This is a genomic window from Brevundimonas sp. (assembly GCF_046299595.1).
Taxonomy (GTDB): Bacteria; Pseudomonadota; Alphaproteobacteria; order Caulobacterales; family Caulobacteraceae; genus Brevundimonas.
This window is the reverse complement of sequence record NZ_JBKBHQ010000001.1, coordinates 684,334-710,932: the sequence shown is the minus strand read 5'-3', so window position 1 is coordinate 710,932 and position 26,599 is coordinate 684,334. Positions and strand designations below refer to the sequence as shown.

Sequence of the window (26,599 nt, the reverse complement as noted above, 5' to 3'; positions counted from 1 at the left end):
CGCCACAAGCCGACGCACCTCACCCACGCACCACAGGCCCGGCCACCACCCGCGCCGCTCGCCGCGATCGACCTTCAGAATGCCCCAGCAGCGCGGCGTCGCATCGCCGATCAGCGCCAGCGCCTGCGGCGTCCCCACCACCCGGACTTCGGTCCAGCCCAGATGCGGATCAACAACCGCCCAGCCACCATCAGGATCGAAGCCCATCGCCCAGACATGGCCCAGCGGCGTTCTCCCCCGCTCGAAGAACACATACCACTGCGCGATCATCCGAACCGACGCCCCGGCCGCGAAAAGGGGCTGATCTTCCGGATGGCGCTCATCCGCTTCGGCGGCGCCATCGATTGCCCGAGCATCACCCGGCTTTCGCCACCACCCATCAGGATTTCCATCAGCGCATCCATGGGGTGCGAATAGGGGCTGTTCTTGTCCGGCTCGTCCTCATAGACCGGCGAGCCGCTGACCCGCTTGCGCCGGAAGCAGTAGCCGCCGGCAAAGCCCGTGATCAGGTTCACACACGTCGACGAAAGCAGCAGACGCGGCCGACCCTCGACATTCGCATTCAGAACCGACGTCATCGTCTCGATCCGAACGCCGCGCCGACCGGCATTGTCCGCCTTCTGGATACGCATCCCGTTCATCTCGAAAATCTCGAACGCCGTGTGCTCGTCCGTCTCGCTGCGGCGGTTGCTGCCGGACGGGTCACCCCAGAAGTCCACCCCGGGACCATCTTCCTGCATCCACTCGGGGAACTTCTGCGCCAGCCTGCGGCGGCACAGAGGCGCAAACTCCACCGCCGATGTGTTCGACCCCAGAAGCTCGTCGAGCACCGTCCAGAGCCCGCCCACGCACTGCGCCACCACCATCGCCGGCTGACGGCCGAAGTCGAACCCCACGATCAGCCGAGCACCCGGCACCGGCGGCAGCGGCGTCTTGCTGACGTGAAAATCACGGCTGAACTGCGGGAACACCGGCCGACCCGGCTGAAGGATCAGAACCCGGTTCATCAGCTCGGCATCGATCTGGTCACGGGTCCGGCCCGAGATCAGCGCCCGAACCGCCTTCTCCCCCATGACGCGAAGGTTCTCCGCATCCGGGTTGATGTCGTAGCCGAGGATTTCCCCGTTCGGACCCTTCTTTTCCAGCAGCCACGGCGGCTGAACATAAAACGCCCAATCCGCTGGCTGACGAAGTGAAATCCGCTCGTTCTCCGTCATCTCCTCGGGGATCGGCACGTCGCCGCGCATCATCGGCACCCAGTGGCCATGCGGCGGCGCGTTCATGTCCAGCTGAAGGAACTTCGGACCCGAGGGCAGGGGGTAATACCCCGTCCGGCCCAGCAGCGTCACACAGAAGCGCAGCGAGTAGAACTGGGCCTCATTGATCCAGGCCCCGGTATATTCCCGCGACGGCAGCTTGTGGATGTCGTCGTCACCGCTGAAGCTCTCGAAAACAAAATCGGCCTCCACATCGCCGATCCGGACTTCGTGGACATACGGCGTCGACCAGTAAAATCGCCCGTAGGTCTTCTCCGGAAACCAGTCCAGCCACGTCTTGATCGTCGACTGCTCCAGATCAGGATAGGTGTTCCGCACAATCAGCCACCGCGAACGACGCACCCCGTCAATGGCGGGAACATTCATCGCCGCTTCCATCAGCCGCTGACACGACGCCACCGACGTGCCAGACCGGATCGGTCCCTGAATGCACGCCAGCGCCTTCCAGTAAGCCGCAGGATTCGAATACGGCGCCGACGCCAGATACCGCTGCAGCTCCAGGCCGTCCGGCACATACTCCCGAAAATCAGCCATCGTCGTCGACCACGTTGAAGCGAACCGTCACCCGCAGCGAAATCAGAGCATCCAGAAGATGCCCCCGGTTCGGAGGACCAATATCCAGCCGCATCTGAAGCACAAACCGCTGAACCCCACCAAACTTGAAAAATCGCTCACGGCTCGAACCGGAAACCGAAGTCGGACCCTGCTCCTGCAGCGGCGGTGACGAATCCCCATCCGAAATCGCCACGGAAACAATATCCAGATCCCCAGGCTCAAGAGGATCATCGCCCCGGACCTGCGAAACCCAGCGACCACTCATCAGAAGTCGCTGCGTAGCCTCATCACCAGAACCATCACGCTCAAATATCCGCCACGTCCCCGTCGGATTCTCGATCAGCGTGCTCGTCGTCACCGGATCACCAGAAACCCTCAGCGACGCCGCAACCACAAACTGATCCTCCGTCGTCACCTCACCAGGTAGCTCAACCTCAACAACGTCCTCCCAATCCACAGACCCCACACTCGCCAAATCCTCCACCAGCACCAATCGCTGCATCTGCTGCTGCGCACCCTGACGCCAGAACTGCCCACCACGAAACGCCACCAACGCACCCTCAGCCGTCTCCTCACCCTCCGGAACAGAACCCTCAACAATCAACAGCTGCGAACCATCCCCAGCCTCACCACCCACCAGCAAACGCGAACCACCATCAACCGACTGAACACCACGCGACCGGCGCGGAACCAAAACACCAGACTCAAGATCGCGACGAAGACGACCAGAGCCACCCGACAACTCCACAAACCCCAAGCGCTTCTCACGCTCCCGATCCCGACCAACAGGCGTCCGACGAACCATCTCAATATCCCCTCACCAACCCAGCCCCACAAACGGGGGTAGGGGTAAAAAATCGGGGGGGCGATGCCCATTGGGGGCCATGGCGGCGCGTTTTTTCCCTACCCCCCCCTCCGCCCCAGACCGGGGGATCGCCACACCTCGGGCCGGTCGGGCTTCATTCACGGGTTTCGGCCTCGTTTTCAGGCGTCCAACTAGCGCCCGGTTGGACGGTCCCCTTATCCGTCAAGACCTTGGGGCTCACAGCCATCTGATCACGTATCAGCTGCCGGGACACCGACTCGCCCAACTGCTCCACCATCCGCACCAGGTCGTCAGGGTGAACGCGGTTGATCCGCACCAGCGACCCGATGTTGATCGCCGTGTTGATCGGAGGCAGATCGGCGAACTCCGGATAACGGGAGCGCATAACGTGAGACCAGGGACCGACGGCGAACCTGTTGTTGTCATGGGTGATCGCCAACCTCGGCTGGCTTAGCCACCACGCCTTTTCGCGCGTCCGAGCGAGACGGAGCACGGCCTTCAGCTCGGGATGCGTTTCAGGCCAGTCCTCTGTCATCGTCTCTTCGGGGACTGCGAAGTAAGCGGCGATTTCGGTGGTGCTGAACCCGTGTCTGGCGAGATCGAGGATGGTTGCGAAGGTGTCTGTGCTGGGCTGTGCGGGGTTGTCTGGGGTGTGGGGGGACTTGGAGAGGTCTGGTCTGGTGGCTTCGATCTCTGGCGGGACTTTGGCGGCCTGCTTAGCGCGTTTCAGTGGTGAGCCTGCCATGTCGCGCTCTGATTTCGTTCTGACTGAGTGCCGGGGGGGTCCGGGGGGGAGAGTGCGCGGATTTTGGTTTTCGCCACAACGCACTCGTTTTCGGGTTTCTGGTGAAGTCGTTGGCTGGCTTGGGTTTCGCGGCGATCTGTGGATTTATTTAGGGGCTTGACACGATTTCGGCTTGACTGCGTTTCGGGGTGATTTGGTGCCGGTGACGGGCCGGTGTTGACAGAAGGTGCGAGGTGTCGTAGAACTACGTCACTGACCACGGCATGGACCGAGGTCGACCACGGAGAGACAGATGACACGCTACGCTATTATCGACAATCCGTCCGGCTACATTTGGGGCGTCACCGACGCAGCCGATCCGATTGATGCCTGCCGCAAGATCGATCAGGAGATAGGCGGCGAGACGCGCGAATATGACACCGTGCCGCGTTTTTCCTTCGGCAACGAAGCGGGCTACCACGTCTATGAGGTTCCGGCGGACTACAATGTCGACGACGGTCAATCCGAGCGTGAGATAGCCAGGCTGGAGACCGAGGGCACGCTTGTCGGGCGTGTCAGCTACCGCGCTGAGGCATGAGCCGTGACCAAACCGACCAACGCCGAATTGTTCTGCGCCGCTGGTCGGGCGCTGTTTGGCGACAACTGGCAACAGCCCACGGCGCGGCTGCTGGGCTGGCCGCTGGTGAACAACCAAAATCGCACCGTGCAGCGGATCAAGGCCGCCGCCGAGGCAGGCAACGAATATCGGATCAATCCTGCGATCCTGTCCGAGCTGGCCGCGCATCTCACCGCCCGCGCCGAGGCCTGCTCCAAGCTGGCCGAGCAGCTGGCAGATGCCGCCCGCTAACCCGTCTCGCGGTCATAGGGCTGGGCGCGCTCATGCGGCCACCTCGATCGCGCCAGGGTGATAGACGCGGGCGATGTGCGACGAGAGCGCCAGCGGGATCTTCGCGATCTTGGCGCTGGCTGCCTTGCGGGCGCTGGATTTGGAGCCGCTCGGAGCGGCTCCGTCCTGAAACCAGCGCGACCCTTTGCCGTTATCCCGCAGGCCGGTGAGCCCGGCCTGTTTGATCCCGTCCGCTGCTTTGCCCGCCAGCCGTGTAAAATCCAGGCCCGGCGTATGGCGCGGGTCGTCAGGGTGTTTCCAGCCGTGACCACAGCCGGGGAGTTTTCTCGCTCCGACAACCTCGGGCATCAGGGCCGGAACGTCGCCCCAGAGATAGAAGCTGCCGTGGTTCCACGCGGCCTTTCCGACCCATGGCACGGCCCCCCGCACATTTTCCACGATCATCGGGATGTCCCGCCCAGCCGCCTCGTTGGCCTCGCGCTGGAGCCGAAAGCAGGCATTGAACAGCGCCGTCAGCTCGGCAACGGTGCGCGAACCATTGTAGCCCTCGGGAAACTCGTCCTCGCCCCGAAGCGCGCGAGCAATCTGCTTCGCCCTGCCCCACGGCATCGCCATGTAGGAAAACTCGGTGCACGGCGGTGACGCAACGATAAGCTCGGCCTCGGCCAGGTCGGCCCCGTGCAGGCTCATCACATCCGCCAGCACCAGCTCTGCCGGATAGCGCTCGTCGCCGTATTCGTGCGCCTCGATGTCGTATCCGCGCACGCGCCAGCCCTCGGACAGCAGGCCCTCTGTCCAGCCCCCTAATCCGCAAAACAGGTCGATGGCGAGGGGCCGGGTCATCACTGCACCCCCTGCATGATCTCGGGAGGCATCCGGCAACCGGGCTGGCCGGGCGGTGGCCCATAGACCTGCTCGGGCCAGTATCTCTCGCTCTGCCACAGGCTCAGGCGCTTGCCCCAATCGACGGGGGCGGGCGGGTCTGCCTGGCTCACGGCTGGCCTGCGATCGTCGCCGTAGCCGCCCTCGATCAGCTTGGCGCACGACTCCGGACGAAGCACGAAATCGAACCCGGCGCGCCAACTGCGGTCGTTCTCGCCGACCAGAAACCGCGACCGTGGCACGGCCCGGATGGCGGCTTGCAGCCCCTCGAGGCCGTGCTCCCGCAGCCTTGCCCGGATTTTCCGCCGTCGGTCCTCGGTGAGTTTCGACACCGTGGCCAGCCCGTTTGCCGCTGCGATATCGTTCCAGAACCTGGCGACGGTTTCGGCTTCATCGACGTTTTTCGGCTTGGCAGGGGGTGGCTCGTCGGGTTCGGCATCCTCCCCGGTGGGGGAAGAGCCCCCTTTAGGGGGCGAAGGGGGTAGGGTAGGGATGGGTTTAGGAAGGGGGGTCTGGGGGGAAACCTCAAGGGAAGGGGAGGGGGCGTCACAAAGCGTAACGCGTGACGTTTTGTTACGCTGTGACGTAACGCCATGCACATCGTCGGAGCCGCTTTCGGCGGTCTTTCTGGCCCGATAGCGAGCCTGTCTTTCGGCGGCCTTGGAGCGCTGTGGAGCGGGCTCGGGGGCGCACGCCTCGAAAGCCTCTGCGGCGATGAGGGCCTGATCGTGGGTGAAGCCTGCGTCCAGAAGTCTGCGGATGAATGCGACCGTGCTCATGCGGCCACCTCGTTGTCGATGACGTCGAACCCGGCCAGATACCGCTGGCGATCAGTGCCAATGGATCCCGCGCGCTGCTTCGCGCAGATCACTTCCATGACATTGCGCACGCTCTCGATGGCCAGCTCGTGCTCGGTCTCGCTGATCCCCTTCGCCGGTCCCTGCCGCTCCAGATAGTAGGACTCGCGATAGACGAACGACACTGCGTCCGCATCCTGCTCGATGGAACCGGATTCTCGCAGGTCAGAGAGCAGGGGGCGCTTGCTTTCGCGCTGTTCGACCTGACGCGAGAGCTGCGAGAGCAGAACAACGCACACGCCCGCCTCTTTCGCTAACCGCTTGAGAGACGAGGTGATATGCCCGAGAACGGCGGCGGCGTTCTGCTCGCTTTGCCATCGGCCATCGATCCTCCGATCCATTATTTGCAGGTAGTCGATAAATACCGCTGCGACGGGTCTGGATCGACACGCTGACAGGGTGCGGCGGCGGATATAATCGGCGCTGACGTGCGGCGTGGCATCGAACACGAGATTGGCGGGGGCGCTTCCTCTGAACCTGTTCAGACTCTCTGCCTGATCGCGTGTCAGGCGTTGGTCAGGCCGGTCGAAGTCCTGATACTGCATCGCATCGCCCGCCTCGTAGGCCAGCTCTGCGAGCGTGCGCTTGGCCAGTTCCTCGTCGGTCATCTCCATCGAGAAGATGATGACGCTGTGATCCGGGTGACGGCGGGCGCATCCGTTCGCTGCTGCACGCATGAGGGCGGTCTTGCCCATCGAGGGGCGCCCGGCTAGCACCAGCATTCGTCCCGGCACGAGTCCGCCCATGCGGTGATCGAAGCAGCGGAGCCCGGTCATGTGGCCGCGCGTGCGCCCCGCGGCCTGATCGTCGATCAGACGGGTGATCGTGGCATCCACGCTTTCACGGGCGCTGATCATGCTGGCGCCATCGGGGGCGGCCGCGCGCACCATCTCTGCGATGCGGCTCTCGGCCTTGGATGCGATGTCGAAGGGGTCGGCATTCTGGTCGGCCTGGGCGATCATCTCCCCGCCCAGCTCACGAAGCACGCGACGCCGCAGCCCGCGCATCAGCGCGTCACCATAAGCGGGCACGCTGCGTGTAGGCGGCGCCTTGTCGATCAGGTCTGCAAGATGACGCAGGCCACCGCCAACATCTGCGAACGCCTGATCCAGCCACGGAGCCTTTTCCAGCACGGGCAGGGGATCGGCCAGGCGACCGGCCTGTATGAGCGCAGTGACCACCGGCCACAGCTCTCGATAGGCGGGCTCGCTGAAGGCCTCGCGAGGAATGGGCTCGTTCAGTTCGCCAAGCGCGCTGTTTTCCAGCAACACAGCACCGATCAGGCCCTGCTCGAACTCGATGGTGCTCACGCTGGCACCACCTTCCCGCTCCCTGCCATGATGCGGACGGATTGGCCATCGCGCAGCCCGTCTCCGGGCACGGTGGATGGTCCCGTGCCACGGGTCCAGCGGATCAGGGCGACGATCTCTCCGTCGCGGTTGGCGTAGGTGCGGACAACGGTGCCGCGCGCATCCAGGAACTTCATGCGGCCTGTTGCTCCTGCCCGGTGATAGCAGAGCGCAGAGCTGAGGCGGCACCCGCGAGGACGGGGGCAAAGACCGCGCGGTCCATGGGATCCATCACCCACCACGCATTGCAGGCCCAACGCAGGGTATTGCACAGCGCCATCATCGGCTGCTGGCTGGGAGTGTGGTGGGTCAGCCTGCCTGCCCGCATGGCCAGCAGGCGGGCCTTTTCCTCGACGTATCCGGAGGATTCGAGCCCTCGATCTGAAAGCGCCTGCTCGGTTACGATCGCTTCCGCGCGGTCGCACAGTATCAGCCATTCCGATACCTGTCTCATGCTGCAATTTCTCCGAGGTCTGCTGTAGGGGCGGCCACATAGGCCCGCTGGCTGTGTTCGTCGCAGTAAGGCCCGTCACCGCTCGTGCGGGCACCGCAGCAGCGTTGCTCGGCCGGGCGAGCGGGCCGACCCAGCGGCCATGCACAGGCACTGGCCGGGCGGAATATCAGCAGGGGCGCATCATCCGCTGGCGGTGTCTCCAGCTGCGCGATGGTGTTCAGGCCCTGTGCCCGGTGCGCGAGGGTTTCTGCTGTGGTTGGAGCGGCGCGCAGCCTGTTGACGAGCGCGGTCGTCTCCTTGGCGAGAGAGCGCCCCTTCCGAACCGATGGGGCCTTCGGCTGTCTTGGCGGCTTGGGAGTCCGCGGGGATTTGCGAGCAGCAATCCGCTGGGCCTGACGCTGGGCTTCCCATGGATCCCGGCGAGGCCCGAGGTTGCGATGCACGAAACCGATAACGCTGGCGCGGGTGCGATCCAGTATTGCGGCGATTTCGCCCGCAGATTGTCCGTCTTTCCACATCGAGAGCGCGGTCTTCTGTTCTGTCTCGGTCCAGCGGCTCACGGCAGCACCTCCCTGATGACCACATCCACACCGGGCGTTTCGCGGTAGAGTTTCGAGGCGCTGATGGAGACGACCTGCTTGTCATCCATGAAGGCGACCTTGTTGCAGCCGTCGAGCACCGCCTTCACCACGTTGTCGAGGTCGGGCAGCTTCACCGGGCGCACCTCGTTTCGGGCCATGGCCTCACGAGCCTTGCGCGAGGCCGAGGCGGGGATGGCCAGCCAGGCAGTCACGAAGATGGCCACAGGCGTGACGAGGGGCTCGCTGCCCACGGCCTCACGAGCGGCGAGGGTGACGAGGTTCTCATACGAAGCGGTGCGCTGGTCGGTGTAGAAGCGTGCGCGCCCGGCGATGACGGCACCACGGGGCCTGCCCTTGCCGCGAGGCTCCCCCGGCACATGGAAAGAAACCACCCGCGTCACAGCCTGGTCGCCATGAAGTCAGCGAACCTGCGCCGAAAGGCGTCAGCGCCACCCAGAGCAGCATCATGCAGCACGGGGTCCACGATATCGGCACCGGGCTCACGCAGCAGGACCGCATCAGCCCAGCCCTGGCGCCACGCCTGCACCATGCGGTCGTCATCGTCCATGCGGTCGTCATGGACCGGGCGCAGGGTTCGCGCCTCCTCGACGATGATGCGAGTGTGCATGATCGCCGTGATGACTATGGCGGTTTCGCGCTGCACCCGTTCGGCATCTTCGCGTGCAGTCGTCAGGGCTTCCATGCCCGCCGCGAGCCCCTCGAAGCTGATCCCGCACTGCTGCGCCAGCATCGCCGCTGCGTCCCGGTGCCCCTTGACGAGAAGGTGGAGCGCGATGCTTATCGGCGTGCTGGCCTTTCCGACCAGCGGGGTTTCGCCGTCGTCAGCCTGCCTGAGCAGATGATCGACGCGCGTTTTCCAGCGTGTCAGCGCCTGATCGTCGCGCACATGGCGGGCCGCAGCGCGCACCACCTCCGGCCCCTGTCCGGCCAAGGCTTTCTGCGTGTCACCCGGCAGCTTCGACACCGCCTCTGCGGCAGAGACGGACACCTCGCCGCGCTCGACCATCTGACGGACGGGAGCCGCGGCATTCCGCTGGACGTTGCGCGCCTTCTCGACGTTGCGCGTCGAGACATTGAGCATCTGGGCGGCAGCGCCCGCAGAAATACTCCGCACGTTTGCGGATTTCAGGGCCGGTCTGCCGGGCTCCATTCTGGCCAGCTTAGCGGCCATCATGGCGCGCTGGCTTTCGTTCATGTGCCGCCGCCGCAGGTTCTCCGAGATGACGAACTCCAGCGGGTTCTCGCCCGCGAACTCGACCGTGCGATAGCCGACGCCCACCTCGCGCGCCGCCAGGTATCGGTGACGGCCATCAAGGATCATTCCATCCAGCATGGTCAAGGGGCGGCGCACACCGTTTTGGCGCACGTCCTCGACCAGCTCGGCAAACTCGGAGGCGGGCATCTCGGGAAAGAGGCTGCACAGGGGGTGCAGCCGCATGGGCATGGAGATCCCGTCCGGCCCGGTCAGGAGCCCGTCGTGTCCGCCGGTAATCGTGCCGGGTTTCTCGTCATCGGCCATCAGGTCAGTCACGCGGCTTTCCTCCCCGCTGGTCGGACGCGGCGCGCAGGCTGAGCAGCAGTTTTTTCACAGCGAGCCGTAAGGCGTGCAGCCTCCTCGGCACGGCGGCGCGTTTCGTCGAGTTGTCGTTCAAGGGCCTGAACCTCTGTCGCCAGCCTGTCGGCGGCGGTCTGCGGGCTGAACACGGCCTCGATCACATCGTGGCCAAAGGCTGCGGAGATGCCGAGCCAGTGGCGCGCGTTGGGCCAGTGGCCGGCCAGTATGTTTTCAGCGGTGCGCGGGTCGCACTCGATGGCGACGGCGAGGCCCTTGGCGTTGACTCTCCGGCGCAGGAATGCGCTCAGTCGCTCCGACAGAATGTGCGGGTTTTTCCCCATGCTTTGCAGCTCCAGACAGGTCATGTTTGCACCTGTCTGAAGGGACGGGATTTCGAGAGATGACCAAGATTGGCCTGGCCATAGAGAACGCAGTCGCCGCTTCGCGCTGGCGGGTGTTGGCCCGGTCGGAAACCGAGCAGACGAAGGCGAAGTTCGAGCGCCTTGCTGACATCAGGAGCCGGGCTGCAACCCGGATACTGAGCGAGATGGTTGGGGGGGCAGGCCACGAGGCCGCCCACCCCCCCGTCGCTAAAGGATTGCACCGGGGGGGCTCGGTGAACCCTTCGCGAACGCAAACGGATCAATGACGGCTGGTTCCGCAATCGCGCGCTGGCCATGAACGCCCCCCGCCTCATCTCAAGCAGCCTCAAGGCCGTGAACGCGCCGCAAGGCGGGTATGTCGGCGTCATCGACGCCATCCAGCGGGCCGAGCTTCGCGCCGATCTCATGATGAATGCGCAGCGCCAGCGGCATCGACGGCACGCGGCGCCCATTGACGAGCTGACTGGCATAGCTCTCGCTGATGCCCATCGAGCGAAGTCGTCTGGCGAGGTCTCTGGTGTCTGTCTGGCTCACGCCCTACCCTTTGCATAATGCAAACATCTTGGCAAGCCTTCCGATGGATATGACCGTTGCAGTCTGTCTAAGGACGGAGGCGGGGGGCGTTCGCATAATGCAAGGGATGAGCGATACGCACTTCGAGGTTCCGAGAGCCAACTTCCTTGCGGACTGGCGCCAGCATCGCGGGCTCTCGCAGGAGAAGCTGGGCGAGATGGTCGGCACGACCGGCAGCGTCATCAGTCTGCTGGAAAGCGGCAGGCGGCAGCTCTCGCCCAAATGGCTGCGCAAACTTGCCCCGGCCCTGGGCACCACGCCCGGCCACCTGCTCGAACATCACCCGGATGACATACCGAGCGAGGTTCTGGACGTTTGGGGCGCGATACCGGAGGATCAGCGGCAGCAGGCGCTGGCGGTCCTCAAGACCTTCACGCGGGCGGCGTGACGGGGCGCACCATGTTCTATCTGGCCGGGGCGGTGGCCGTCCTCGTCCTGACTTTTCCGTTCGGGCATCCCGGCGGGCTGGCCGTCGCGCTTACGATCACGTTTGTAAACGCAGCCCTTGTCTGGGGGCCGCCGTCTCTCATTCTCTATCTTGCCACGCGCGGGCGATCCTCCGTGCCTCGCTGGGCCTATGGGCTGGCGGTGGCGGGCTACGTGCTCATGTCGCTTCTGCTGATGGCGCTGTTGTCACCCGCAGGCGTGAGCGGCGTCTCACCATAGACGGCCAGCGTTATCGGTTCTGACCAGACATCCAGGTCGGTGCATCCCTTCAGGCAATAAACGATCACTCCATCCTCACGTCGGCTGAGGCGCTCGCCCATCTCCCGGGCGCTGGCTTCCGACGGTGCCGATCTCAGCACGCCCATGTTCAGGCGCAGGCGGTCCTTCCAATAGGTCTGCACGAAATAGACGGTCGCATTGCTCATGGCCCCCTCCCTTCGCCGCAACTGATTCCTCGCTCGGACCACCGAGTCAACACGCTCCTGCAAAGTCATGCGACCGAAGCTGTCGCATTGCCGCGTGACGATCTTTGCATAATGCAAACATATTCGCTTGACAGCAGTGTTTGCAGATTGCAAAGGTGTGGGCATCAAACCGGCACCAGCCGATGGGAGACGACATGACCCCCGACCAGCTCGCAGAGTATCTGGACAAGCACAGCATCGCGTATGAGCGCGATGGCAATGCGTTTACTGTGGGCGACGGGCTCGACCTGCGCAGCGTCACGAGCCTGCCCGAGGGCGTCTCGCTGTCGGCGGGTGGCGGGCTCGACCTGCGCAGCGTCACGAGCCTGCCCGAGGGCGTCTCGCTGTCGGCGGGTGGCGGGCTCGACCTGCGCAGCGTCACGAGCCTGCCCGAGGGCGTCTCGCTGTCGGCGGGTGGATGGCTCGACCTCCCCAGCGTCACGAGCCTGCCCGAGGGCGTCTCGCTGTCGGCGGGTGTTCGATGGGGAGGTGACGCGCGTTGATTGGAAGTTCCGTGAAAAGCGGCCTCCATTCAATGAACCCGGCCTAGAGCAGTCGTGGTTCGACGTCCAACCCCTCTACACCCACCCCGCCCCCGAACAAGGAGAATAGCGATGGAAAAAGTAACTCGGGACGGCAAGGTGGCCGTTCTCTACAGCCCCGGATACGGGGCGGGCTGGTATTCGTGGAACACCAGTTATCCCGTCCTCCTGTTTGACCCTGTTCTGGTCGCGGCGGTCGAAGCGGGAAACCTGGCCGCTGTTAAGGCGCGGGCCAAGGAAATCGCGGCTGCCGCCTACCTGGGCGGCGCAGAGAACCTAATGATTAAGTGGGTCACGGAAGGCCGTCGTTTCCGCATCAAAGAGTATGACGGCTCGGAGACTGTCATCATGGACGATGAAGACGATTGGCTCACGGCATGATCGCCAGCCCCTACACCCGGGGTCGCAGTCAGCCGGGCACGAAGCCCGTGGGCCAAGACTGATGCGCGTTACGGACCTGCCCTTCAGGCTGACGACCGCAGAGGTCTGCGCTCTGGCGGGCTGGTCCAGGCGCACCCTCCAGCGCAAACGTGCCGTCGGCGAAATCGACCTGAGCCCCATAGATCGGGGACGGCAAGACCTGTTCGCCAGGGCCGATGTGATCCGGGCCCTGAACCTGAAAGACGATGACCATGGCAAACCGACCGAACAATCGTGGGAAGTCACGCGCGAGCAACTCGATCACGCTCGATCTGGGCAGATACGTCGTCATAAAGCCGGGCCTGAACCTGCCGCCAAGGAAGGACGGCACGCGCCGGGTATATTTTCAGGTGCCGGAAAGACACCGGCCCTCCGGCTGGCCTGCGACAATACCGCTGCCATCGCAGGGAAGGACCGGGGATCTCGCTGACGCTGGCGAGCTGGCCCGCATTCAGGCCGATGCCCGGCGCCTCATGGCCCGACTCGAGGCCGCAAGGGGCAATCAGCCGGTCAGCAACGAGCGCACCTTCGAGACGCTGATCCGGACGTGGCAGCAGAGCCAGCAGTTCAAGGATGCCAAGCCGAGAACGCAGCGCGGCTACACCCACACGGCCACCTACATTTCCGCCTGGTCCTCCAGCCTTGGCCACCCGGACCCTACGACGCTGAACCGGCCGGCCGTGGAGTCGTTCATCGCCCTGTTCGATGATCGGCCGACGACGCGGCGTCTGCTGCTCGTGGTGCTTCGCATGGTGCTGGATCAGGCGATCTATCTGGGCTGGCGGGCGGACAACCCTGCGCGCGGCATCCGGGTCCGGGCGGTCAAGACGCGGGTTGGCATCTGGGAGCAGTCGGACATTGACGCCTATGTGGCCGCTGCCGAGAAGGTCGGCCAGCAGGAGATGGGCGCGGTGATCCTGACGATGTGGGAGATTGGCCAGCGCCTGACCGACGTTTACCTGTTCCGCTATGGCGAGCACTACGACTCCGAGCATGGCTGCTTCCGGTTCGAGCAGTCCAAGACGGATGAGCCGGTCGCCATTCCTGTGAGCCGGGGCCTGCGGGATCGTCTGGCTGTCAATGCGGGCGAGCGCCTACACCTGTTCCACAACCCGCGCACGGGGCGGCCGTGGGTGAGAATGCGCGGCCCCTTGATCGAGGCAGACGACACGGCGGCGAGCAAGGATTTCGCGCGGGTGCGCGAGCAGGCGGTCTCGGATGGTGCCCGCGACCTGAAGCTGAAGTGGCTGCGGCACTCGTGCGTGGTCCAGTTGGCGAGGGCCGGATGCACGGTTCCGGAGATCGCCGCGATCACGGGTCATGCGATACAGAGCGTGCACTCGATCCTTCAGCGGTATCTGCCCCGCGACAGCCAGGTTGCGGCCAACGCGCAGGCCAAGCGGGGGCTGATGTAGGAACGAGAGCCGAACATCCGGTTGGACGGTTCGGTTGGACACGGTTGGACGGTTTTGGCTGTGGCCCGGCTAAGTGCTTGAAAGCATGGCTCCGCGGGTAGGATTCGAACCTACGACCAGCCGATTAACAGTCGGCTGCTCTACCACTGAGCTACCGCGGAACAGTTGCTCGGGAAGGCGCGCCCTATAGCAGCCCCTCTTGCGCTCATGCAAGCGCTCAGCGCAGCGACGGGCCATGAAAAAACCCGACCCTGGATTTTCCGGGGCCGGGCGGGAGTTCGGTGATGGTGGGGTGTCTCAGAAATCTGAAGACATCCTTTCAATCGCGGTGATTTGGTTAAGGTGCAGTTAATGCAGGTTATCGAAATCCATCAGCCCCATGATCCGCGTATCCAGCCCTATCGCGAGGTGCGAGAGCGCGATCTGGTGGGCCGACAGGGCCGCTTCATCGCCGAGGGCGAGGTGGTGCTGCGTCACCTGATCGACCCGGCCACGCGCTTTGTGCCTGAGTCGCTGCTGATCGCTTCTCACCGTCTGGATGGCGCGCGCGCGTGGCTGTCCGTCGTGGGCGAAGACGTGCCGGTCTACAGCGCGCCCCAACCGGTCATGGACGCCATCGCCGGGTTTCCCCTTCACCGCGGCCTGCTGGGCATCGGCCTGCGTGGGCCAGAGCCTGAACCCGATGCCTTGCTGGGCAGTCTCGGGCCTGATGCGCGTGTGCTGGCGCTGATGGGCATCGGCAATCACGACAACATGGGCGGGCTGTTTCGAAATGCGGCGGCCTTCGGAGCCGGGGCCGTCCTGATGGATTCTCACTGCTGTGACCCGCTCTATCGCAAGGCCATCCGCGTCTCGGTCGGGGCGGCCCTGCGCGTGCCCTTTGCCCGCATGGACGGCGAGGCCATGCTGACGTCGCTCAGGGCCCACGGCTTCGAGGTGCTGGCCCTGTCGCCCTCGGGGGCCGAGGTGCTGGCCGATGTGCGCGCCCGGGGGCGCTGTGCCCTGCTGCTGGGCAGCGAGGGGCCGGGCCTCAGGCCGGAGGTACTCGCGCGCACACGCACCGTGCGCATTCCCATGAGCGGCGGCTTCGATTCCCTCAATGTGGCGGTCACGGGCGCTCTGGCCCTGCATCAGCTCGCCTTGCATCAGCTCGCCCGGCGCGGCTGAGCCGGTGGATCCCGGCCAGATGCCGCCGGGCCTGGGGGCAGGGGGCGGGGTGTTCGGCTACACCGGCCGCCAGTACGATGCCGAGACCGGCCTCTATCAGTACCGCGCACGCTACTACCACCCGAGGCTGGGCCAGTTCCTCTCCACCGACCCCATCGGCACCAGGGACGATCCGAACCTGACGCTATATGTGCTGGGCGATCCGGTGAATCACACGGATCCATCTGGCCTATGTGTCACCGACCCCCGTTGCCGGGGAAGCTGGGGGGAGGCGGAGCACACGGCCAGCTCTGATCAGTCGACCTTGGGGCTTCAACGGCAATATGCATCGGGCCAAGGAGGCATGTACTACCTTGATCCTCGAGCGTGGCGCCTAGAAACATCGATCGATATCGGGACTGATATTCAAAATAGCGTCAACAGCGGGGGTTACTATCGTGCATATGCTCTACGCGCTGTGACGGAAGGCGTTCCCGTTAATGTGCCGCAACGTGCCCGCTTGCACGGCTTCAATATGAACTGGATTGATGCAGCGCGATCTCCTAGCGGCCGTGAGATCGGGAGATTTTCCGGTGCTGTATCAGGCATGTTTATTCCCAATAGTGATCTCGGCCCGAGAGGGTATTATTTTGTAGGTTCCATGGCGCTTAGGACGGGAAATTTTGGCTATGCGCCTGATGGGGTGAGTCGAATGCATAACGCAGCAATACGGGCATGGGGATTGAGCCCAGATGGTCTGAGGTTAGGGCCTGGAGTTCCTTTAGCCGTCCGGCCGCGCTTGAGAATGGAGGGTGCCCCCGTGAGCGTAACCATAACGAGAAGATACAACTTCCTCGCTTGGGGGACTGTGGAGTGAATAAGTTCATCTATATGTTGGTTGCGGCCTTGCACGGCTGTGCGTCAGCTGAATGCCCCACGCCGAGCGAGAGCATTGCGCATCAAATCGCAAGTCGGTGTTTTTCTAACAGCTACTGCGAACCGGCCAATCTCGCAGACGGGTATAACATTCACCATATCGTGTCAAACAAAACAAAGGAATACTGTCTGCAAAACCTTATGATTAGCCGTACAGTAAAAACATCGACGGGCACAAACTATTATTATGCATGCGTCATGGATAGTATTATAGGCGAATTTCACGTATTTATTCCTGACGAACACCACGCGGAAAAGCTGCTAGAAGTATGGAGGTTGTGCTATGTGGCTAGTTATGCCTTCTACGAATCCGAGCAAGATTTGAGCAGGGGTCATTTCGAGCCGATCGACATTTTTTGGTGATTGCGACGCAAACTGTCCTCCGCCCCCGCCCCCCGTCAGCCACCCCGTCGACCTGAGCAATGACATGAAAGCCAACCTTGAGATCATGTTGGAACACCCAGTGATGTTTCTCTCCGATCCTTATGCCGAGGATTTCGCCCCTCTAGATATAGGCGAGAAGTTGATAGCTTCTAATGAGGATTGCATCGCTTTTATGGTGCGCCCTTATTTTGAAGGCGGGGCTGACGTCACCATTAGCTCTGAAAATCATCATACTTTTGATTTGCCAGATTTTAAGACAGGCATAACCACTCAGAGCGGCACTATTTCTTTGAGCGATAGTTACCGATTTAATTATCTCATATTCCCTGTTGAGGGCCCGAAAGTCGATGTCGAGATATGGAGTCTAGATGATGGCGGCATCTGGGTCAGAATTAATTCCTTAATAGAGTACTGACTCAAGGCTAGGATCTGGGGTTGCGTGTTTGCCTATACGATGCCGAGACCGGCCTCTATCAATACCGCACGCGCGCTACCCCCCGCGCCCATATTTCTAGAGACCAGCCAGTTCCTCTCCACCGATCCCATCGGCACAAAGGACGATCCGAACCTGACGCTGTATGTTGGCGTTGACCCCGTGAATCACACAGACCCAACAGGACTTTACGAGTGCGCTCCAAACCAAGATTGCTCCGCTTTTGAGGAGGCTCGTCTTCGAGCTCTTGAAGCGGCGGGCAATATTGAGAATGCGAGGCACCGCCGGATTGCGCTAGCTGCTATCAATGCGTACGGCGAACTGGGCGATAGCAACGGAGTCATTGTTCGTATGGGCGACCTCTCAACCTCCGCGGCTTCGCTCAGCGTGAGGAAATCTGATAATAGCATCATTGTGACCGTAGATCTTCGCGAAAATGACGAGGTTAGCTTAGTGGAAGGTATTGCTCATGAGGGCGGGCACATTCTACAATTCCGAGCGGGCTGGGCCATCCGCGACACTTGGCAAAGTCGTTATAATGCCGAACTGCCCGCTTATTTTACGGGCTTTCTTGTGAGAAATAGTCTTGAGGGACGAGTTCAATCTGCTCGTGAGATAGGGGCAGAAAGCCATCACCGAGCCGGCATTGGGGCTGCTATTGCGTGTGCAAATCGCTGCCCAGATGTTCCGGAGCAATTCAGGATAAGGCGTCGATGAATAGACTGATGGTCACTGCCACTCTAGCATCATTGTCACTAATTGGATGCGTCAGGTCTGAATCTTTACTTGACGCCTGTAGGGCGGAGCTTGCGGATGTAAACTTACCGGGAATGGAGCAAATCGTCTTTCTCAGAGAAGAGTCCGGCGAGTCAGGATACGCATTTGTCACTCGTAACTGCGTCTATGTACTGCCTCTTTCTATCTCGAGCATTGAGGTAGAAGAGCGCTACAATCTGGGCCGAAAAGTACTTGAATTGATAAGGGCTGACCCAGATCAGCGGGGGGTCGGCCTTTTTGAGGCCCAGTGTGACTGCGACTATGATGAGGAGGCGGGTGTCATTCGCGCCAACGTGATCACTAACGTTCGACGCTATGAGCCAGTTGAGGCTGATCAGAACAGATAGCTCGCTAGAAATGCGAAATAGCTGATCCGCCGCGGTTTGCGAGGTCCAGCGGTTCCCGCCACCCGCGATGTCGTTATAGATGCTCGAATGTCTAGTGCAGTGCAGGCGTCAACAGGCCGGCCTATCGGTCCGCTGATCCAAGACATGATCGCCGCCAGCGCTCGGGCCTGCGCGCACAGGTGTTCTACGATGGCGCCGGTCGCGACTACCATGTCTGGGAGTATGAGGAGGGCGCGGCCCAGATGGTGGGCCGCCATATCCGCGCCAGCTATGATCTGGCCGGGCGCCCGGTATGGCGGGACGTATCGGTGCAGACCTCCAGCACCTGGTCCGACACGCACCTGCGAGAGGTGCGCGGCTATGGCTATGACGCCGCTGGCCGTCTTGTCACCGATCAGGTGCGACCCAACGGTACGGCATCCGGCGCGCTCAGCCTGATCCTCGCCTATGGCTATGACGCGGCGGGCAACCGCACCGGCATCACCTGGCCGGACGGCTATGGGGCCAGCTACACTTATGACGCTGCGAACCGGCCCCTGAGCGTGAGCTTTGCCGGGGGCGGAACCAGCCAGACGGCGAGCTGGACGCATGACTCCCTGTCGCGCCCCACGGGGTTGTCACGCAGCAACGGGGTGGCCAGCCAGTGGACGTGGCGCCCTGACCATCGCCTGGCCACGCTCTCGCACGGCTTTGCGGCGGGCTCGCCGACCGGTGCGGTGACCTTCACCTATGGCTACGACGCCTCGGGGCGCGTGACCTCGATCGGCAACACCCAGCCGCAGGCCTTCGAGTGGCAGCCCACGCTGGGCTATGCCCGCACTTACGGTGCCGTGAACGCCCTCAACCAGGTGGCTTCGGAAACTCAAGGGTCGGTCACCCGGGCCAACGCCTTCGATGACGACGCGAACCTGACCTTTGATGGGGTGAACACCTACAGCTACACCTTCGGCAACCGTCTGGTGGGCGCCAGCCGCCCGGGCATGACGGCCACATACGCCTATGACGGCGACGACCGGCGCACGGTCAAGATCGTCAACGGCGTGATGACCCGCACGCTCTGGTCGGGCGCCGACGAGGTGGCCGAGCTGGATGCGAACGGGGTGATCCTGCGCCGCTTCATTCCCGACGGCACCGGCGCCATGGACCGGCGGGTGGCGCAGGTCTCTGCCAGCGGCGAGGTGGGCTGGTTCCACACCGATCATCAGGGCAGTGTCATCGCCGTCACCAATGCCTCGGGCCATGCGGTGCAGACGGCCAGCTATTCGCCCTATGGCGAGTTCGCCAGCCCCGGCCAGATGCCGCCGGGCCTGGGAGCAGGGGGCGGCGTGTTCGGCTACACCGGCCGCCAGTACGATTCCGAGACCGGGCTCTATCAGTACCGGGCCAGATACTACCACCCCCGCCTGGGCCAGTTCCTCTCAACCGATCCCATCGGCACAAAGGACGATCCGAACCTCACCCTCTACGTCCGCCTCGATCCGGTGAATCTCACGGATCCGGATGGTAAGAGGCCCTGCGAGGACGGCACGCCACAATGCTGGGAAGCTGACACTGAAAATACAGCTTACTCCGACGTCGTCGCTTCGCAAGAGGTCAGAATTCACGCGGTGGCCAATAGTTCAACTTTCAGAGTGAGAGATGAAGATGAAGCCCTGACTACAGGCGAGAGGGCGAGATACATCGTGGCTGCAGGTGATGGCTTTGACTACGCGCAACCCGAGCGAGTGAATGCCAGAAGCGAGAGAGATAGGGTTGCTGTTTCATTAGGAACGGCTCCCACCGACGCGGTCGGTGTACAACACGGTCACGCGGAAAATGGCGGAACCATCGCGCCCGGACCTGGAGATGATAATCCGCTCAGTCAAGGATTGCCAAATTTCATCGTCCATGGAGGTAGAGTGGGTGTGCTGGAATTTCAGAATGGTCGATACAGGTTTACATTGCTGGCAGGAAATGCCCGGCCTCGTCAGAGTAGGGATCAACCGAGTGACGCGCAACGAATCAATGACGTCCTTAACCTTTTTCAGGGGAGGCTTAGATGATTGGAATATCTAACATGCTGCGCGCTTGTGCAGTTTTATCTATCATTAGTGCCGGTTCCTCTATTAGTGCCTGCGCCTACAGGCCGCCGCTATATGCGCAAACCGTCGGCGAAACTACAACATTTCAGGGTATTTACTATTATACGGGCGACATCATGGCTCCGCGCGGCTTGATAACATATATTAATAACGATGAATCGATTATTCGAAGGATTCCCATTGCCGAAGCGATTGATTTTTACCCGGGGCAAAATATTCACTACGGTCAAATTATCAGGGGAGGGGGTAGGGTCGTAAATTATTGCGAATACACAAACCAATCTTCTGATGGGTGTCGGGATCCATATCCTGGTGGGGTATTAATAATAGAGTATTGGGAACGTGTTGGATTTTATAAGTTCCGTAGGAATATATTGCATTGAGGCGAACCGTTGTGCCTTTTACGCAGCAACGGGGTGGCCAGCCAGTGGACGTGGCGCCCTGACCATCGCCTGGCCACGCTCTCGCACGGCTTTGCGGCGGGCTCGCCGACCGGTGCGGTGACCTTCACCTATGGCTATGACGCCTCGGGGCGCGTGACCTCGATCGGCAACACCCAGCCGCAGGCCTTCGAGTGGCAGCCCACGCTGGGCTATGCCCGCACTTACGGTGCCGTGAACGCCCTCAATCAGGTGGCTTCGGAAACTCAAGGCGGTGTCACCCGGGTCAACGCCTTCGATGACGACGCGAACCTGACCTTTGATGGGGTGAACACCTACAGCTACACCTTCGGCAACCGTCTGGTGGGCGCCAGCCGCCCGGGCATGACAGCCTCATACGCCTATGACGGCGACGACCGGCGCACGGTGAAGATCGTCAATGGCGTGATGACCCGCACGCTCTGGTCCGGCGCCGACGAGGTGGCCGAGCTGGATGCGAACGGGGTGATCCTGCGCCGCTTCATTCCCGACGGCACCGGAGCCATGGACCGGCGGGTGGCACAGGTCTCTGCCAGCGGCGAGGTAGGCTGGTTCCACACCGATCATCAGGGCAGTGTGATCGCTGTCACGAATGCCTCGGGCCATGCGGTGCAGACGGCCAGCTATTCGCCCTATGGCGAGTTCGCCATGCCCGGCCAGATGCCGCCGGGCCTGGGGGCAGGGGGCGGGGTGTTCGGCTACACCGGCCGCCAGTACGATGCCGAGACCGGGCTCTATCAGTACCGGGCGCGCTATTACCACCCGCGCCTGGGCCAGTTCCTGTCCACCGACCCCATCGGCACCAAGGACGATCCGAACCTCACCCTCTACGTCCGCCTCGATCCGGTGAATCACACGGATCCGGATGGGCAGGAGACGCGCTCAATAACTGGCGGGCGCGTGTGGAGAACAACTCCGGATGTGCCATTTGTCGGGACCTTTGATGTGCCAAGGCCGACATGGGCTCCACAGACAATGCTCCGAAGCCATCCGAACTATCACTCCTATCTCTATGCGCACAGAATTCAGGGCGCGGGGCGTCTTTCTGACGAAGTGTGGAACCGAATATTCGTAGCCAATGCCGTTCCCAATTTTCTGCGAAGAGCGGCGACAGAGGGGGGTACGCGCAATGATGCCTTTTTACCTGCTCCATTTAACTCTGTGACGTCGTACACACGTACAGACAGCTTGGGTCAACTCGTCCTAGTCAATACTACAAGAACTGATCTGCGGAATCTTGGATACGGATTGCACGTATTTGCGTACGGACTTGCCGCGTCTGTATCGGTTAGAGATGGTGACGATAGGATTGTGTACACGTACGGAGAAGGATTATCGCCCTTGCAATCCGAGAGTGAGGATAATTATATCAGCACCTATATCGGGTGGGCGAACCTTAAGACTTGGGATTTAAGAGCCGATAATATTCAAGAAGCTGTATCTCGGGAGCTGTCTAGGTGAAGAGCGCGTTCCATCCAAAAGACGTCAAATATGCGGTCGCGACGATTGTGGTGTTTCCAAGCTTTGTGTTGAGCCCGACTATTCCGACACCAATTTTGATACCGGCGGCGGTAATATCGATTATATTTATTGCGATTATAAATAAAAAGGCTATAGATACACTATCAGATATTTTATGCGCAGTTGTTTATATTGCACTAGTATTTATTTCATATATGAATATTGGGTATATTTTATCTGTAACTATGGTGAGAAATCTATCTGTATCTGAGGCCGCCGGAATGAACCCTAACTTTAATGTGGCGTTAATGATAACTTTTCTTTACGCGGCAGCGGCGATTGCCTCCATTGTTCTTAGAAGGGTGTGGCGAGCGTGACAACGCTGACGCGGCGTTTCTTGGTTGCGATTACGACACCTCGGGGCGCGTGACCTCGATCGGCAACACCCAGCCGCAGGCCTTCGAGTGGCAGCCCACGCTGGGCTATGCCCGCACTTACGGTGCCGTGAACGCCCTCAACCAGGTGGCTTCGGAAACTCAAGGGAGCGTCACCCGGGCCAATGCGTTCGATGACGACGCGAACCTGACGTTTGATGGGGTGAACACCTACAGCTACACTTTCGGCAACCGTCTGGTGGGGGCCAGCCGCCCCGGCATGACGGCCTCATACGCCTATGACGGCGATGACCGGCGCACGGTGAAGATCGTCAATGGCGTCATGACCCGCACCCTCTGGTCGGGCGCCGACGAGGTGGCCGAGCTGGATGTGAACGGGGTAACCCTGCGCCGCTTCATCCCCGACGGCACCGGAGCCATGGACCGGCGGGTGGCGCAGGTCTCTGCCAGCGGAGAGGTTGGCTGGTTCCACACCGATCATCAGGGCAGTGTGATCGCCGTCACCAATGCCTCGGGCCATGCGGTGCAGACGGCCAGCTATTCACCCTATGGTGAGTTCGCCACCCCCGGCCAGATGCCGCCGGGCCTGGGAGCGGGGGGCGGCGTGTTCGGCTACACCGGCCGCCAATACGATGCCGAGACCGGCCTCTATCAATACCGCGCACGCTACTATCACCCGAGGCTGGGCCAGTTCCTCTCCACCGACCCCATCGGCACCAGGGACGATCCGAACCTGACGCTGTATGTTGGCGTTGACCCCGTGAATCACACAGACCCGACAGGCGAATGCGAGGTCGCCATTGGATCTACCCCGCGACCGTCAATCTTTGAACGCATGGGAGGCGGAGGGTGCAGAGTTTATGCGCTTAGACATTATGAACCGTCACGCACGCCGGTGCCCGGTGCAAATTGGTTAAGCGTAGCAAGCAGAATTGGGCGAGAAGGGCAAACTGGCACAGTATTCTATGATGTGCTTCATGTCGCGCGGGCACCCCAGCATTGGCGACAAATTAGAGATGGTGCTTTTTAGGCGCCCCGGTTCTTGGCTCAGCGCTCCAGGAAGCATTCAGGCAAGCTAGGGCAAATCCTGATCAGGTAATCACGGGCGTTCGTGCGAATACAGTGCTCCCGATAAACGGGGCCCAGGGAGCCGGTCTCGGCCGCATGCAGGTTTCTTGGGAGGGCAGGTTATGGTTCGACAGCAGGACGAGAACTTACCAATATGACGCTATCGGCGTCGCCAATTCGCAGAGATTTTCTACCGACTTGGACGGGAACAACCCCGAGCAGAATCGAGCCATTGAAATCTGGGCGCGCGTAATGTGTCCCAACTGCAGCTCATACCGTCAAGAGCCTAATGCAGACATGCGCGCGCGCTTCGAGTTTCAAGAGACCAACAGAAGGTAATAGAATATGAGTGCCTGGGACCTGCTGCTCCGTTTTGCTATGGTGAGTTTCATAGCCATGATTATCGCTTTTTTTGGCCCTGGACTGACAACACAACGGGATGAAGCGTCGGCACTGGACAAAGCGCTTCGCTGCCAAAGCGATCACGGACCCGTGTGTTTGTGGGGTGGTGATCGTATAAGTTCCGAGCAGTACGGAGAGGCAGAAGCGGACTATCTGGAAGCCTGCAAGAGTGGAGAAATGATTGTGAGACCCGCGACGCGCTTCAGGGGCGTGAGCAGTGTGGTCGTATCCTGCGCTGGAACATCGCCAGCGGCAGAGCACCTGATAGAACTTGAATACCTCTTCCGTCTCAATACCATATTTGGAGAGATTAGCTTCCGGCCGAATGCCTATTCGTGGTGGCGCACTTGTCCGGAAGAATGCGACGGTCGTCGGGAGAGCTTCCGTGTCCCAAGTAACAATTAGCCAGTGCTACATAGTCGTTTATGTGCGGTACACGAGAGATTGTCGCGCCCCACGGGGTTGTCACGCAGCAACGCGGTGGCGAGCCAGTGGACGTGGCGCCCTGACCATCGCCTGGCCACGCTCTCGCACGGCTTTGCGGCGGGCTCGCCGACCGGTGCGGTGACGTTCACCTACGGCTATGATGCCTCGGGGCGGAGAGGCGGATCACCGGCAGCGGCGAGGTGGGCTGGTTCCACACCGATCATCAGGGCAGCGTGATCGCCGTCACCGATGCTTCCGGCCATGCGGTGCAGACGGCCAGCTATTCACCCTATGGTGAGTTCGCCATGCCCGGCCAGATGCCGCCGGGCCCGGGAGCAGGGGGCGGGGTGTTCGGCTACACCGGCCGCCAGTACGACGCCGAGACCGGGCTCTATCAATACCGCGCCAGATACTACCACCCCCGCCTTGGCCAGTTCCTCTCCACCGATCCCATCGGCACAAAGGACGATCCGAACCTGACGCTGTATGTGCTGGCCGATCCGGTGAACCTGACCGATCCGACGGGGCTGAAACACGACCGTGGAGAGGGCTTTAGCAATTCGCAGTGGTCACGTGTGAGAACTGCTCAGCGGAGTATCGCGAACAGATTCGACCGAGCCGCATCGAGCTTAGAGGTGGCGGTGACAAATATGCAATCTGGAAATAATATAACCATGCAAACACAAAGGACTATTACTCGTTATGAAGCAGTCATGGGGCAGGGTGCCGGGACTGCTGAAAACATGATGGCCTCGGCCACACATTACAGGACGGCCGCCTTGATTTTGCGAAATGATAGCGGGAGTGGTTCTTATATCCATGGGCGTTCTGCTGACGAGTGGGCGGATATGGGAAGGCGACCATCCGTTTTCGCAATCGCCCATATAGGAGAGCGTGCAATCTATATTAATACTGCGCACTCGTCCTTTGGCGACGACGCAGCGCTAGAATGGGTTCTTGGGCATGAAACCTTCCATTCAGAAAACGGCCTAGAAGATCAGTCATTAAACGGAATTATTGCCTATCGCTACCATTCTCCTAGCAGTTTTCAGGATATGATAAACCATAGGCCCGATTTAACAGTTATCAATCCAGATCACCTAATGGAGTTTGCCTTCCGATGATTAAAATTTCTCTTGTAGCTTCTGCAGTTTTCATAACAGGGTGCGCTAATGTACATGAAGAAAGGGTTGCACTAATTGGTGCCGCTCAGAACAGCTCATCAATTGTTATCCCCCTTGTAAATGCTGTCCAGGTTGGGGAAGGGTTCGAAATTTCAATAATTAACAATACAGATGAGGATATTTGTTTATTCCATTATATGTTGCCAGATAATTATAGCAGATTCCACTTTGCAGATACGTTGATTTACGCTGAGTTAAACGGAGATAGGTTTCACGTAAAATCAGAAAACCTTGGCTTGTGCCTCGGCGGAAGAGTGAGCTGTGATCAACGCCTGTCCGCGCATAATATAATTACTTTTAGGATTCCTTATAGTGTTTTTGTGGGATTGGGCAGCCGGGAAGATAGGAACTCTGCTGTTTTATATTACAATGTGCGGGGCTATATTCCCGCTGGGCAATGCTCTTGACGGCCACTGGGCTGCACCCGCTTTTCAGCTTGACGATAGGCAACACCCGGCCGCAGGCCTTCGAGTGGCAGCCCACGCTGGGCTATGCCCGCACCTATGGTGCCGTGAACGCCCTCAATCAGGTGGCTTCGGAAACTCAAGGCGGTGTCAGCCGGGTCAACGCCTTCGATGACGACGCGAACCTGACCTTTGATGGGGTGAACACCTGGAGCTACACCTTCGGCAACCGCCTGGTGGGGGCCAGCCGCCCGGGCATGACGGCCTCATACGCCTATGACGGCGACGACCGGCGCACGGTCAAGATCGTGAACGGCGTCATGACCCGTACGCTCTGGTCGGGCGCCGACGAGGTGGCCGAGCTGTTGGTGAGGGAAGGTGTGGAGGCCTGAGCCGGAATCGAACCGGCGTACACGGATTTGCAGTCCGCTGCGTAACCACTCCGCCATCAGGCCGCCATCGCGCTCGCGCCACCGCCGGACCCGAGGCCCCGCCGGTGTGGTCATCAGCGCGAGGGGCGTTCGCTATCAGATCGCACGACGC

Annotated in this window: 31 protein-coding genes and 2 tRNA genes; 17 read left to right on the top strand and 16 right to left on the bottom strand. The window is 61.3% G+C overall.

Annotation, left to right across the window (positions count from 1 at the left end; translation table 11 throughout):
• Window positions 1-266 precede the first annotated feature (266 nt).
• The 3 genes from ACK4E3_RS03570 to ACK4E3_RS03560 form a co-directional block, all read right to left on the bottom strand.
• Window positions 267-1,811 (bottom strand): hypothetical protein, encoded by a 1,545-nt coding sequence (locus tag ACK4E3_RS03570; protein ID WP_409696456.1) that lies wholly within the window; start codon window positions 1,809-1,811, stop codon window positions 267-269.
• Entirely contained in the window at window positions 1,804-2,637 is an 834-nt protein-coding gene (locus ACK4E3_RS03565; RefSeq protein ID WP_409696453.1) for a hypothetical protein, read from the bottom strand. The genes ACK4E3_RS03570 and ACK4E3_RS03565 overlap by 8 nt, the downstream gene beginning before the upstream one ends.
• A 154-nt stretch (window positions 2,638-2,791) precedes the next feature.
• Window positions 2,792-3,403 carry a hypothetical protein gene (locus ACK4E3_RS03560; RefSeq protein WP_409696450.1) on the bottom strand — a complete coding sequence of 204 codons (612 nt, stop codon included), beginning with the start codon at window positions 3,401-3,403 and terminating at the stop codon, window positions 2,792-2,794.
• Between the two features lie 292 nt (window positions 3,404-3,695).
• Here ACK4E3_RS03560 and ACK4E3_RS03555 point away from each other — a divergent pair, with 292 nt between their 5' ends.
• Both ACK4E3_RS03555 and ACK4E3_RS03550 read left to right on the top strand, forming a co-directional pair.
• Window positions 3,696-3,980, top strand: a complete 285-nt coding sequence (locus tag ACK4E3_RS03555) for a hypothetical protein (protein ID WP_409696448.1) — start codon at window positions 3,696-3,698, stop codon at window positions 3,978-3,980.
• Window positions 3,981-3,983: 3 nt separating this feature from the next.
• Complete coding sequence (locus ACK4E3_RS03550; RefSeq protein WP_409696445.1) at window positions 3,984-4,250, top strand: hypothetical protein; 267 nt, start codon at window positions 3,984-3,986, stop codon at window positions 4,248-4,250.
• Window positions 4,251-4,280: 30 nt separating this feature from the next.
• On the opposite strand, the gene ACK4E3_RS03545 is transcribed toward ACK4E3_RS03550, so the two are convergent.
• The 10 genes from ACK4E3_RS03545 to ACK4E3_RS03500 form a co-directional block, all read right to left on the bottom strand.
• The gene (locus ACK4E3_RS03545) at window positions 4,281-5,093 is read right to left on the bottom strand and encodes a DNA cytosine methyltransferase (protein WP_409696442.1); all 813 of its coding nucleotides are present in this window, start codon (window positions 5,091-5,093) and stop codon (window positions 4,281-4,283) included.
• On the bottom strand, window positions 5,093-5,911 hold the full coding sequence (locus ACK4E3_RS03540) for a hypothetical protein (protein ID WP_409696439.1): 819 nt from the start codon (window positions 5,909-5,911) through the stop codon (window positions 5,093-5,095). Before ACK4E3_RS03540 ends, ACK4E3_RS03545 begins: the two co-directional genes overlap by 1 nt.
• A complete protein-coding gene (locus ACK4E3_RS03535) occupies window positions 5,908-7,299 on the bottom strand; it encodes a replicative DNA helicase (protein ID WP_409696436.1) in 1,392 nt (463 codons plus the stop codon). The genes ACK4E3_RS03540 and ACK4E3_RS03535 overlap by 4 nt, the downstream gene beginning before the upstream one ends.
• Entirely contained in the window at window positions 7,296-7,475 is a 180-nt protein-coding gene (locus tag ACK4E3_RS03530; RefSeq protein WP_409696433.1) for a hypothetical protein, read from the bottom strand. The genes ACK4E3_RS03535 and ACK4E3_RS03530 overlap by 4 nt, the downstream gene beginning before the upstream one ends.
• Window positions 7,472-7,792 (bottom strand): hypothetical protein, encoded by a 321-nt coding sequence (locus ACK4E3_RS03525; protein ID WP_409696430.1) that lies wholly within the window; start codon window positions 7,790-7,792, stop codon window positions 7,472-7,474. The genes ACK4E3_RS03530 and ACK4E3_RS03525 overlap by 4 nt, the downstream gene beginning before the upstream one ends.
• A complete protein-coding gene (locus tag ACK4E3_RS03520; RefSeq protein ID WP_409696427.1) occupies window positions 7,789-8,352 on the bottom strand; it encodes a GcrA family cell cycle regulator in 564 nt (187 codons plus the stop codon). The genes ACK4E3_RS03525 and ACK4E3_RS03520 overlap by 4 nt, the downstream gene beginning before the upstream one ends.
• Window positions 8,349-8,765, bottom strand: coding sequence for a RusA family crossover junction endodeoxyribonuclease (locus ACK4E3_RS03515; RefSeq protein ID WP_409696424.1), 417 nt, complete (start codon window positions 8,763-8,765; stop codon window positions 8,349-8,351). Before ACK4E3_RS03515 ends, ACK4E3_RS03520 begins: the two co-directional genes overlap by 4 nt.
• 5 nt (window positions 8,766-8,770) lie before the next feature.
• Entirely contained in the window at window positions 8,771-9,925 is a 1,155-nt protein-coding gene (locus ACK4E3_RS03510) for a ParB/RepB/Spo0J family partition protein (protein WP_409696421.1), read from the bottom strand.
• Window positions 9,922-10,314 (bottom strand): hypothetical protein, encoded by a 393-nt coding sequence (locus ACK4E3_RS03505; RefSeq protein ID WP_409696418.1) that lies wholly within the window; start codon window positions 10,312-10,314, stop codon window positions 9,922-9,924. The genes ACK4E3_RS03510 and ACK4E3_RS03505 overlap by 4 nt, the downstream gene beginning before the upstream one ends.
• A 333-nt stretch (window positions 10,315-10,647) precedes the next feature.
• Window positions 10,648-10,866 carry a hypothetical protein gene (locus ACK4E3_RS03500; protein ID WP_409696415.1) on the bottom strand — a complete coding sequence of 73 codons (219 nt, stop codon included), beginning with the start codon at window positions 10,864-10,866 and terminating at the stop codon, window positions 10,648-10,650.
• 106 nt (window positions 10,867-10,972) lie between these two features.
• Between ACK4E3_RS03500 and ACK4E3_RS03495 the strand changes: the two genes are divergently transcribed.
• Entirely contained in the window at window positions 10,973-11,293 is a 321-nt protein-coding gene (locus ACK4E3_RS03495) for a helix-turn-helix domain-containing protein (protein ID WP_409696412.1), read from the top strand.
• A gap of 208 nt (window positions 11,294-11,501) precedes the next feature.
• Here the strand turns inward: ACK4E3_RS03495 and ACK4E3_RS03490 are convergent, their stop codons facing one another.
• A complete protein-coding gene (locus tag ACK4E3_RS03490) occupies window positions 11,502-11,777 on the bottom strand; it encodes a hypothetical protein (protein ID WP_409696409.1) in 276 nt (91 codons plus the stop codon).
• Window positions 11,778-11,971: 194 nt separating this feature from the next.
• Between ACK4E3_RS03490 and ACK4E3_RS03485 the strand changes: the two genes are divergently transcribed.
• The 4 genes from ACK4E3_RS03485 to ACK4E3_RS03470 all read left to right on the top strand — a co-directional run bounded on the left by ACK4E3_RS03485 (window position 11,972) and on the right by ACK4E3_RS03470 (window position 14,193).
• On the top strand, window positions 11,972-12,319 hold the full coding sequence (locus tag ACK4E3_RS03485) for a hypothetical protein (protein WP_409696406.1): 348 nt from the start codon (window positions 11,972-11,974) through the stop codon (window positions 12,317-12,319).
• Between the two features lie 111 nt (window positions 12,320-12,430).
• Window positions 12,431-12,739 (top strand): hypothetical protein, encoded by a 309-nt coding sequence (locus ACK4E3_RS03480; RefSeq protein ID WP_409696403.1) that lies wholly within the window; start codon window positions 12,431-12,433, stop codon window positions 12,737-12,739.
• A 61-nt stretch (window positions 12,740-12,800) separates the two neighbouring features.
• Complete coding sequence (locus ACK4E3_RS03475) at window positions 12,801-13,208, top strand: hypothetical protein (protein ID WP_409696400.1); 408 nt, start codon at window positions 12,801-12,803, stop codon at window positions 13,206-13,208.
• A gap of 43 nt (window positions 13,209-13,251) precedes the next feature.
• Entirely contained in the window at window positions 13,252-14,193 is a 942-nt protein-coding gene (locus tag ACK4E3_RS03470) for a tyrosine-type recombinase/integrase (RefSeq protein WP_409696397.1), read from the top strand.
• A gap of 86 nt (window positions 14,194-14,279) precedes the next feature.
• On the opposite strand, the gene ACK4E3_RS03465 is transcribed toward ACK4E3_RS03470, so the two are convergent.
• Window positions 14,280-14,354, bottom strand: a tRNA-Asn gene (locus ACK4E3_RS03465).
• Between the two features lie 190 nt (window positions 14,355-14,544).
• Here ACK4E3_RS03465 and ACK4E3_RS03460 point away from each other — a divergent pair.
• The 10 genes from ACK4E3_RS03460 (at window position 14,545) to ACK4E3_RS03415 (ending at window position 26,448) form a co-directional block, all read left to right on the top strand.
• Window positions 14,545-15,360 carry a TrmH family RNA methyltransferase gene (locus ACK4E3_RS03460; protein WP_409696394.1) on the top strand — a complete coding sequence of 272 codons (816 nt, stop codon included), beginning with the start codon at window positions 14,545-14,547 and terminating at the stop codon, window positions 15,358-15,360.
• Window positions 15,293-16,216 (top strand): RHS repeat-associated core domain-containing protein, encoded by a 924-nt coding sequence (locus ACK4E3_RS03455; protein WP_409696391.1) that lies wholly within the window; start codon window positions 15,293-15,295, stop codon window positions 16,214-16,216. Before ACK4E3_RS03460 ends, ACK4E3_RS03455 begins: the two co-directional genes overlap by 68 nt.
• A gap of 486 nt (window positions 16,217-16,702) precedes the next feature.
• Window positions 16,703-17,074, top strand: a complete 372-nt coding sequence (locus tag ACK4E3_RS03450) for a hypothetical protein (protein WP_409696388.1) — start codon at window positions 16,703-16,705, stop codon at window positions 17,072-17,074.
• 24 nt (window positions 17,075-17,098) lie between these two features.
• Window positions 17,099-17,809 (top strand): hypothetical protein, encoded by a 711-nt coding sequence (locus ACK4E3_RS03445; protein WP_409696386.1) that lies wholly within the window; start codon window positions 17,099-17,101, stop codon window positions 17,807-17,809.
• 586 nt (window positions 17,810-18,395) lie between these two features.
• The gene (locus tag ACK4E3_RS03440) at window positions 18,396-20,258 is read left to right on the top strand and encodes an RHS repeat-associated core domain-containing protein (protein ID WP_409696383.1); all 1,863 of its coding nucleotides are present in this window, start codon (window positions 18,396-18,398) and stop codon (window positions 20,256-20,258) included.
• 455 nt (window positions 20,259-20,713) lie between these two features.
• Window positions 20,714-22,177 (top strand): RHS repeat-associated core domain-containing protein, encoded by a 1,464-nt coding sequence (locus ACK4E3_RS03435; RefSeq protein WP_409696380.1) that lies wholly within the window; start codon window positions 20,714-20,716, stop codon window positions 22,175-22,177.
• Window positions 22,174-22,554, top strand: a complete 381-nt coding sequence (locus tag ACK4E3_RS03430; protein WP_409696377.1) for a hypothetical protein — start codon at window positions 22,174-22,176, stop codon at window positions 22,552-22,554. The genes ACK4E3_RS03435 and ACK4E3_RS03430 overlap by 4 nt, the downstream gene beginning before the upstream one ends.
• 49 nt (window positions 22,555-22,603) lie before the next feature.
• Complete coding sequence (locus ACK4E3_RS03425; RefSeq protein ID WP_409696374.1) at window positions 22,604-23,602, top strand: RHS repeat-associated core domain-containing protein; 999 nt, start codon at window positions 22,604-22,606, stop codon at window positions 23,600-23,602.
• A 1,066-nt stretch (window positions 23,603-24,668) separates the two neighbouring features.
• Window positions 24,669-25,592: an RHS repeat-associated core domain-containing protein gene (locus tag ACK4E3_RS03420; protein ID WP_409696371.1), complete on the top strand. Its 924-nt coding sequence runs from the start codon at window positions 24,669-24,671 to the stop codon at window positions 25,590-25,592.
• Between the two features lie 496 nt (window positions 25,593-26,088).
• A complete protein-coding gene (locus ACK4E3_RS03415; RefSeq protein ID WP_409696368.1) occupies window positions 26,089-26,448 on the top strand; it encodes a hypothetical protein in 360 nt (119 codons plus the stop codon).
• Here the strand turns inward: ACK4E3_RS03415 and ACK4E3_RS03410 are convergent.
• Window positions 26,438-26,511, bottom strand: a tRNA-Cys gene (locus ACK4E3_RS03410). The two genes, ACK4E3_RS03415 and ACK4E3_RS03410, sit on opposite strands and share 11 nt — an antisense overlap.
• Between the last annotated feature and the right edge of the window lie 88 nt (window positions 26,512-26,599).

What these genes read in the sequence shown, in the direction of transcription:
- ACK4E3_RS03570 (WP_409696456.1), bottom strand. Translation starts at nt 1,811, where the DNA reads ATGGCTGATTTTCGGGAGTATGTGCCGGACGGCCTGGAGCTGCAGCGG.
- ACK4E3_RS03565 (WP_409696453.1), bottom strand. Translation starts at nt 2,637, where the DNA reads ATGGTTCGTCGGACGCCTGTTGGTCGGGATCGGGAGCGTGAGAAGCGC.
- ACK4E3_RS03560 (WP_409696450.1), bottom strand. Translation starts at nt 3,403, where the DNA reads ATGGCAGGCTCACCACTGAAACGCGCTAAGCAGGCCGCCAAAGTCCCG.
- ACK4E3_RS03555 (WP_409696448.1), top strand. Translation starts at nt 3,696, where the DNA reads ATGACACGCTACGCTATTATCGACAATCCGTCCGGCTACATTTGGGGC.
- ACK4E3_RS03545 (WP_409696442.1), bottom strand. Translation starts at nt 5,093, where the DNA reads ATGACCCGGCCCCTCGCCATCGACCTGTTTTGCGGATTAGGGGGCTGG.
- ACK4E3_RS03540 (WP_409696439.1), bottom strand. Translation starts at nt 5,911, where the DNA reads ATGAGCACGGTCGCATTCATCCGCAGACTTCTGGACGCAGGCTTCACC.
- ACK4E3_RS03530 (WP_409696433.1), bottom strand. Translation starts at nt 7,475, where the DNA reads ATGAAGTTCCTGGATGCGCGCGGCACCGTTGTCCGCACCTACGCCAAC.
- ACK4E3_RS03525 (WP_409696430.1), bottom strand. Translation starts at nt 7,792, where the DNA reads ATGAGACAGGTATCGGAATGGCTGATACTGTGCGACCGCGCGGAAGCG.
- ACK4E3_RS03505 (WP_409696418.1), bottom strand. Translation starts at nt 10,314, where the DNA reads ATGACCTGTCTGGAGCTGCAAAGCATGGGGAAAAACCCGCACATTCTG.
- ACK4E3_RS03495 (WP_409696412.1), top strand. Translation starts at nt 10,973, where the DNA reads ATGAGCGATACGCACTTCGAGGTTCCGAGAGCCAACTTCCTTGCGGAC.
- ACK4E3_RS03490 (WP_409696409.1), bottom strand. Translation starts at nt 11,777, where the DNA reads ATGAGCAATGCGACCGTCTATTTCGTGCAGACCTATTGGAAGGACCGC.
- ACK4E3_RS03485 (WP_409696406.1), top strand. Translation starts at nt 11,972, where the DNA reads ATGACCCCCGACCAGCTCGCAGAGTATCTGGACAAGCACAGCATCGCG.
- ACK4E3_RS03480 (WP_409696403.1), top strand. Translation starts at nt 12,431, where the DNA reads ATGGAAAAAGTAACTCGGGACGGCAAGGTGGCCGTTCTCTACAGCCCC.
- ACK4E3_RS03475 (WP_409696400.1), top strand. Translation starts at nt 12,801, where the DNA reads ATGCGCGTTACGGACCTGCCCTTCAGGCTGACGACCGCAGAGGTCTGC.
- ACK4E3_RS03470 (WP_409696397.1), top strand. Translation starts at nt 13,252, where the DNA reads ATGGCCCGACTCGAGGCCGCAAGGGGCAATCAGCCGGTCAGCAACGAG.
- ACK4E3_RS03460 (WP_409696394.1), top strand. Translation starts at nt 14,545, where the DNA reads ATGCAGGTTATCGAAATCCATCAGCCCCATGATCCGCGTATCCAGCCC.
- ACK4E3_RS03455 (WP_409696391.1), top strand. Translation starts at nt 15,293, where the DNA reads ATGTGGCGGTCACGGGCGCTCTGGCCCTGCATCAGCTCGCCTTGCATC.
- ACK4E3_RS03450 (WP_409696388.1), top strand. Translation starts at nt 16,703, where the DNA reads ATGAAAGCCAACCTTGAGATCATGTTGGAACACCCAGTGATGTTTCTC.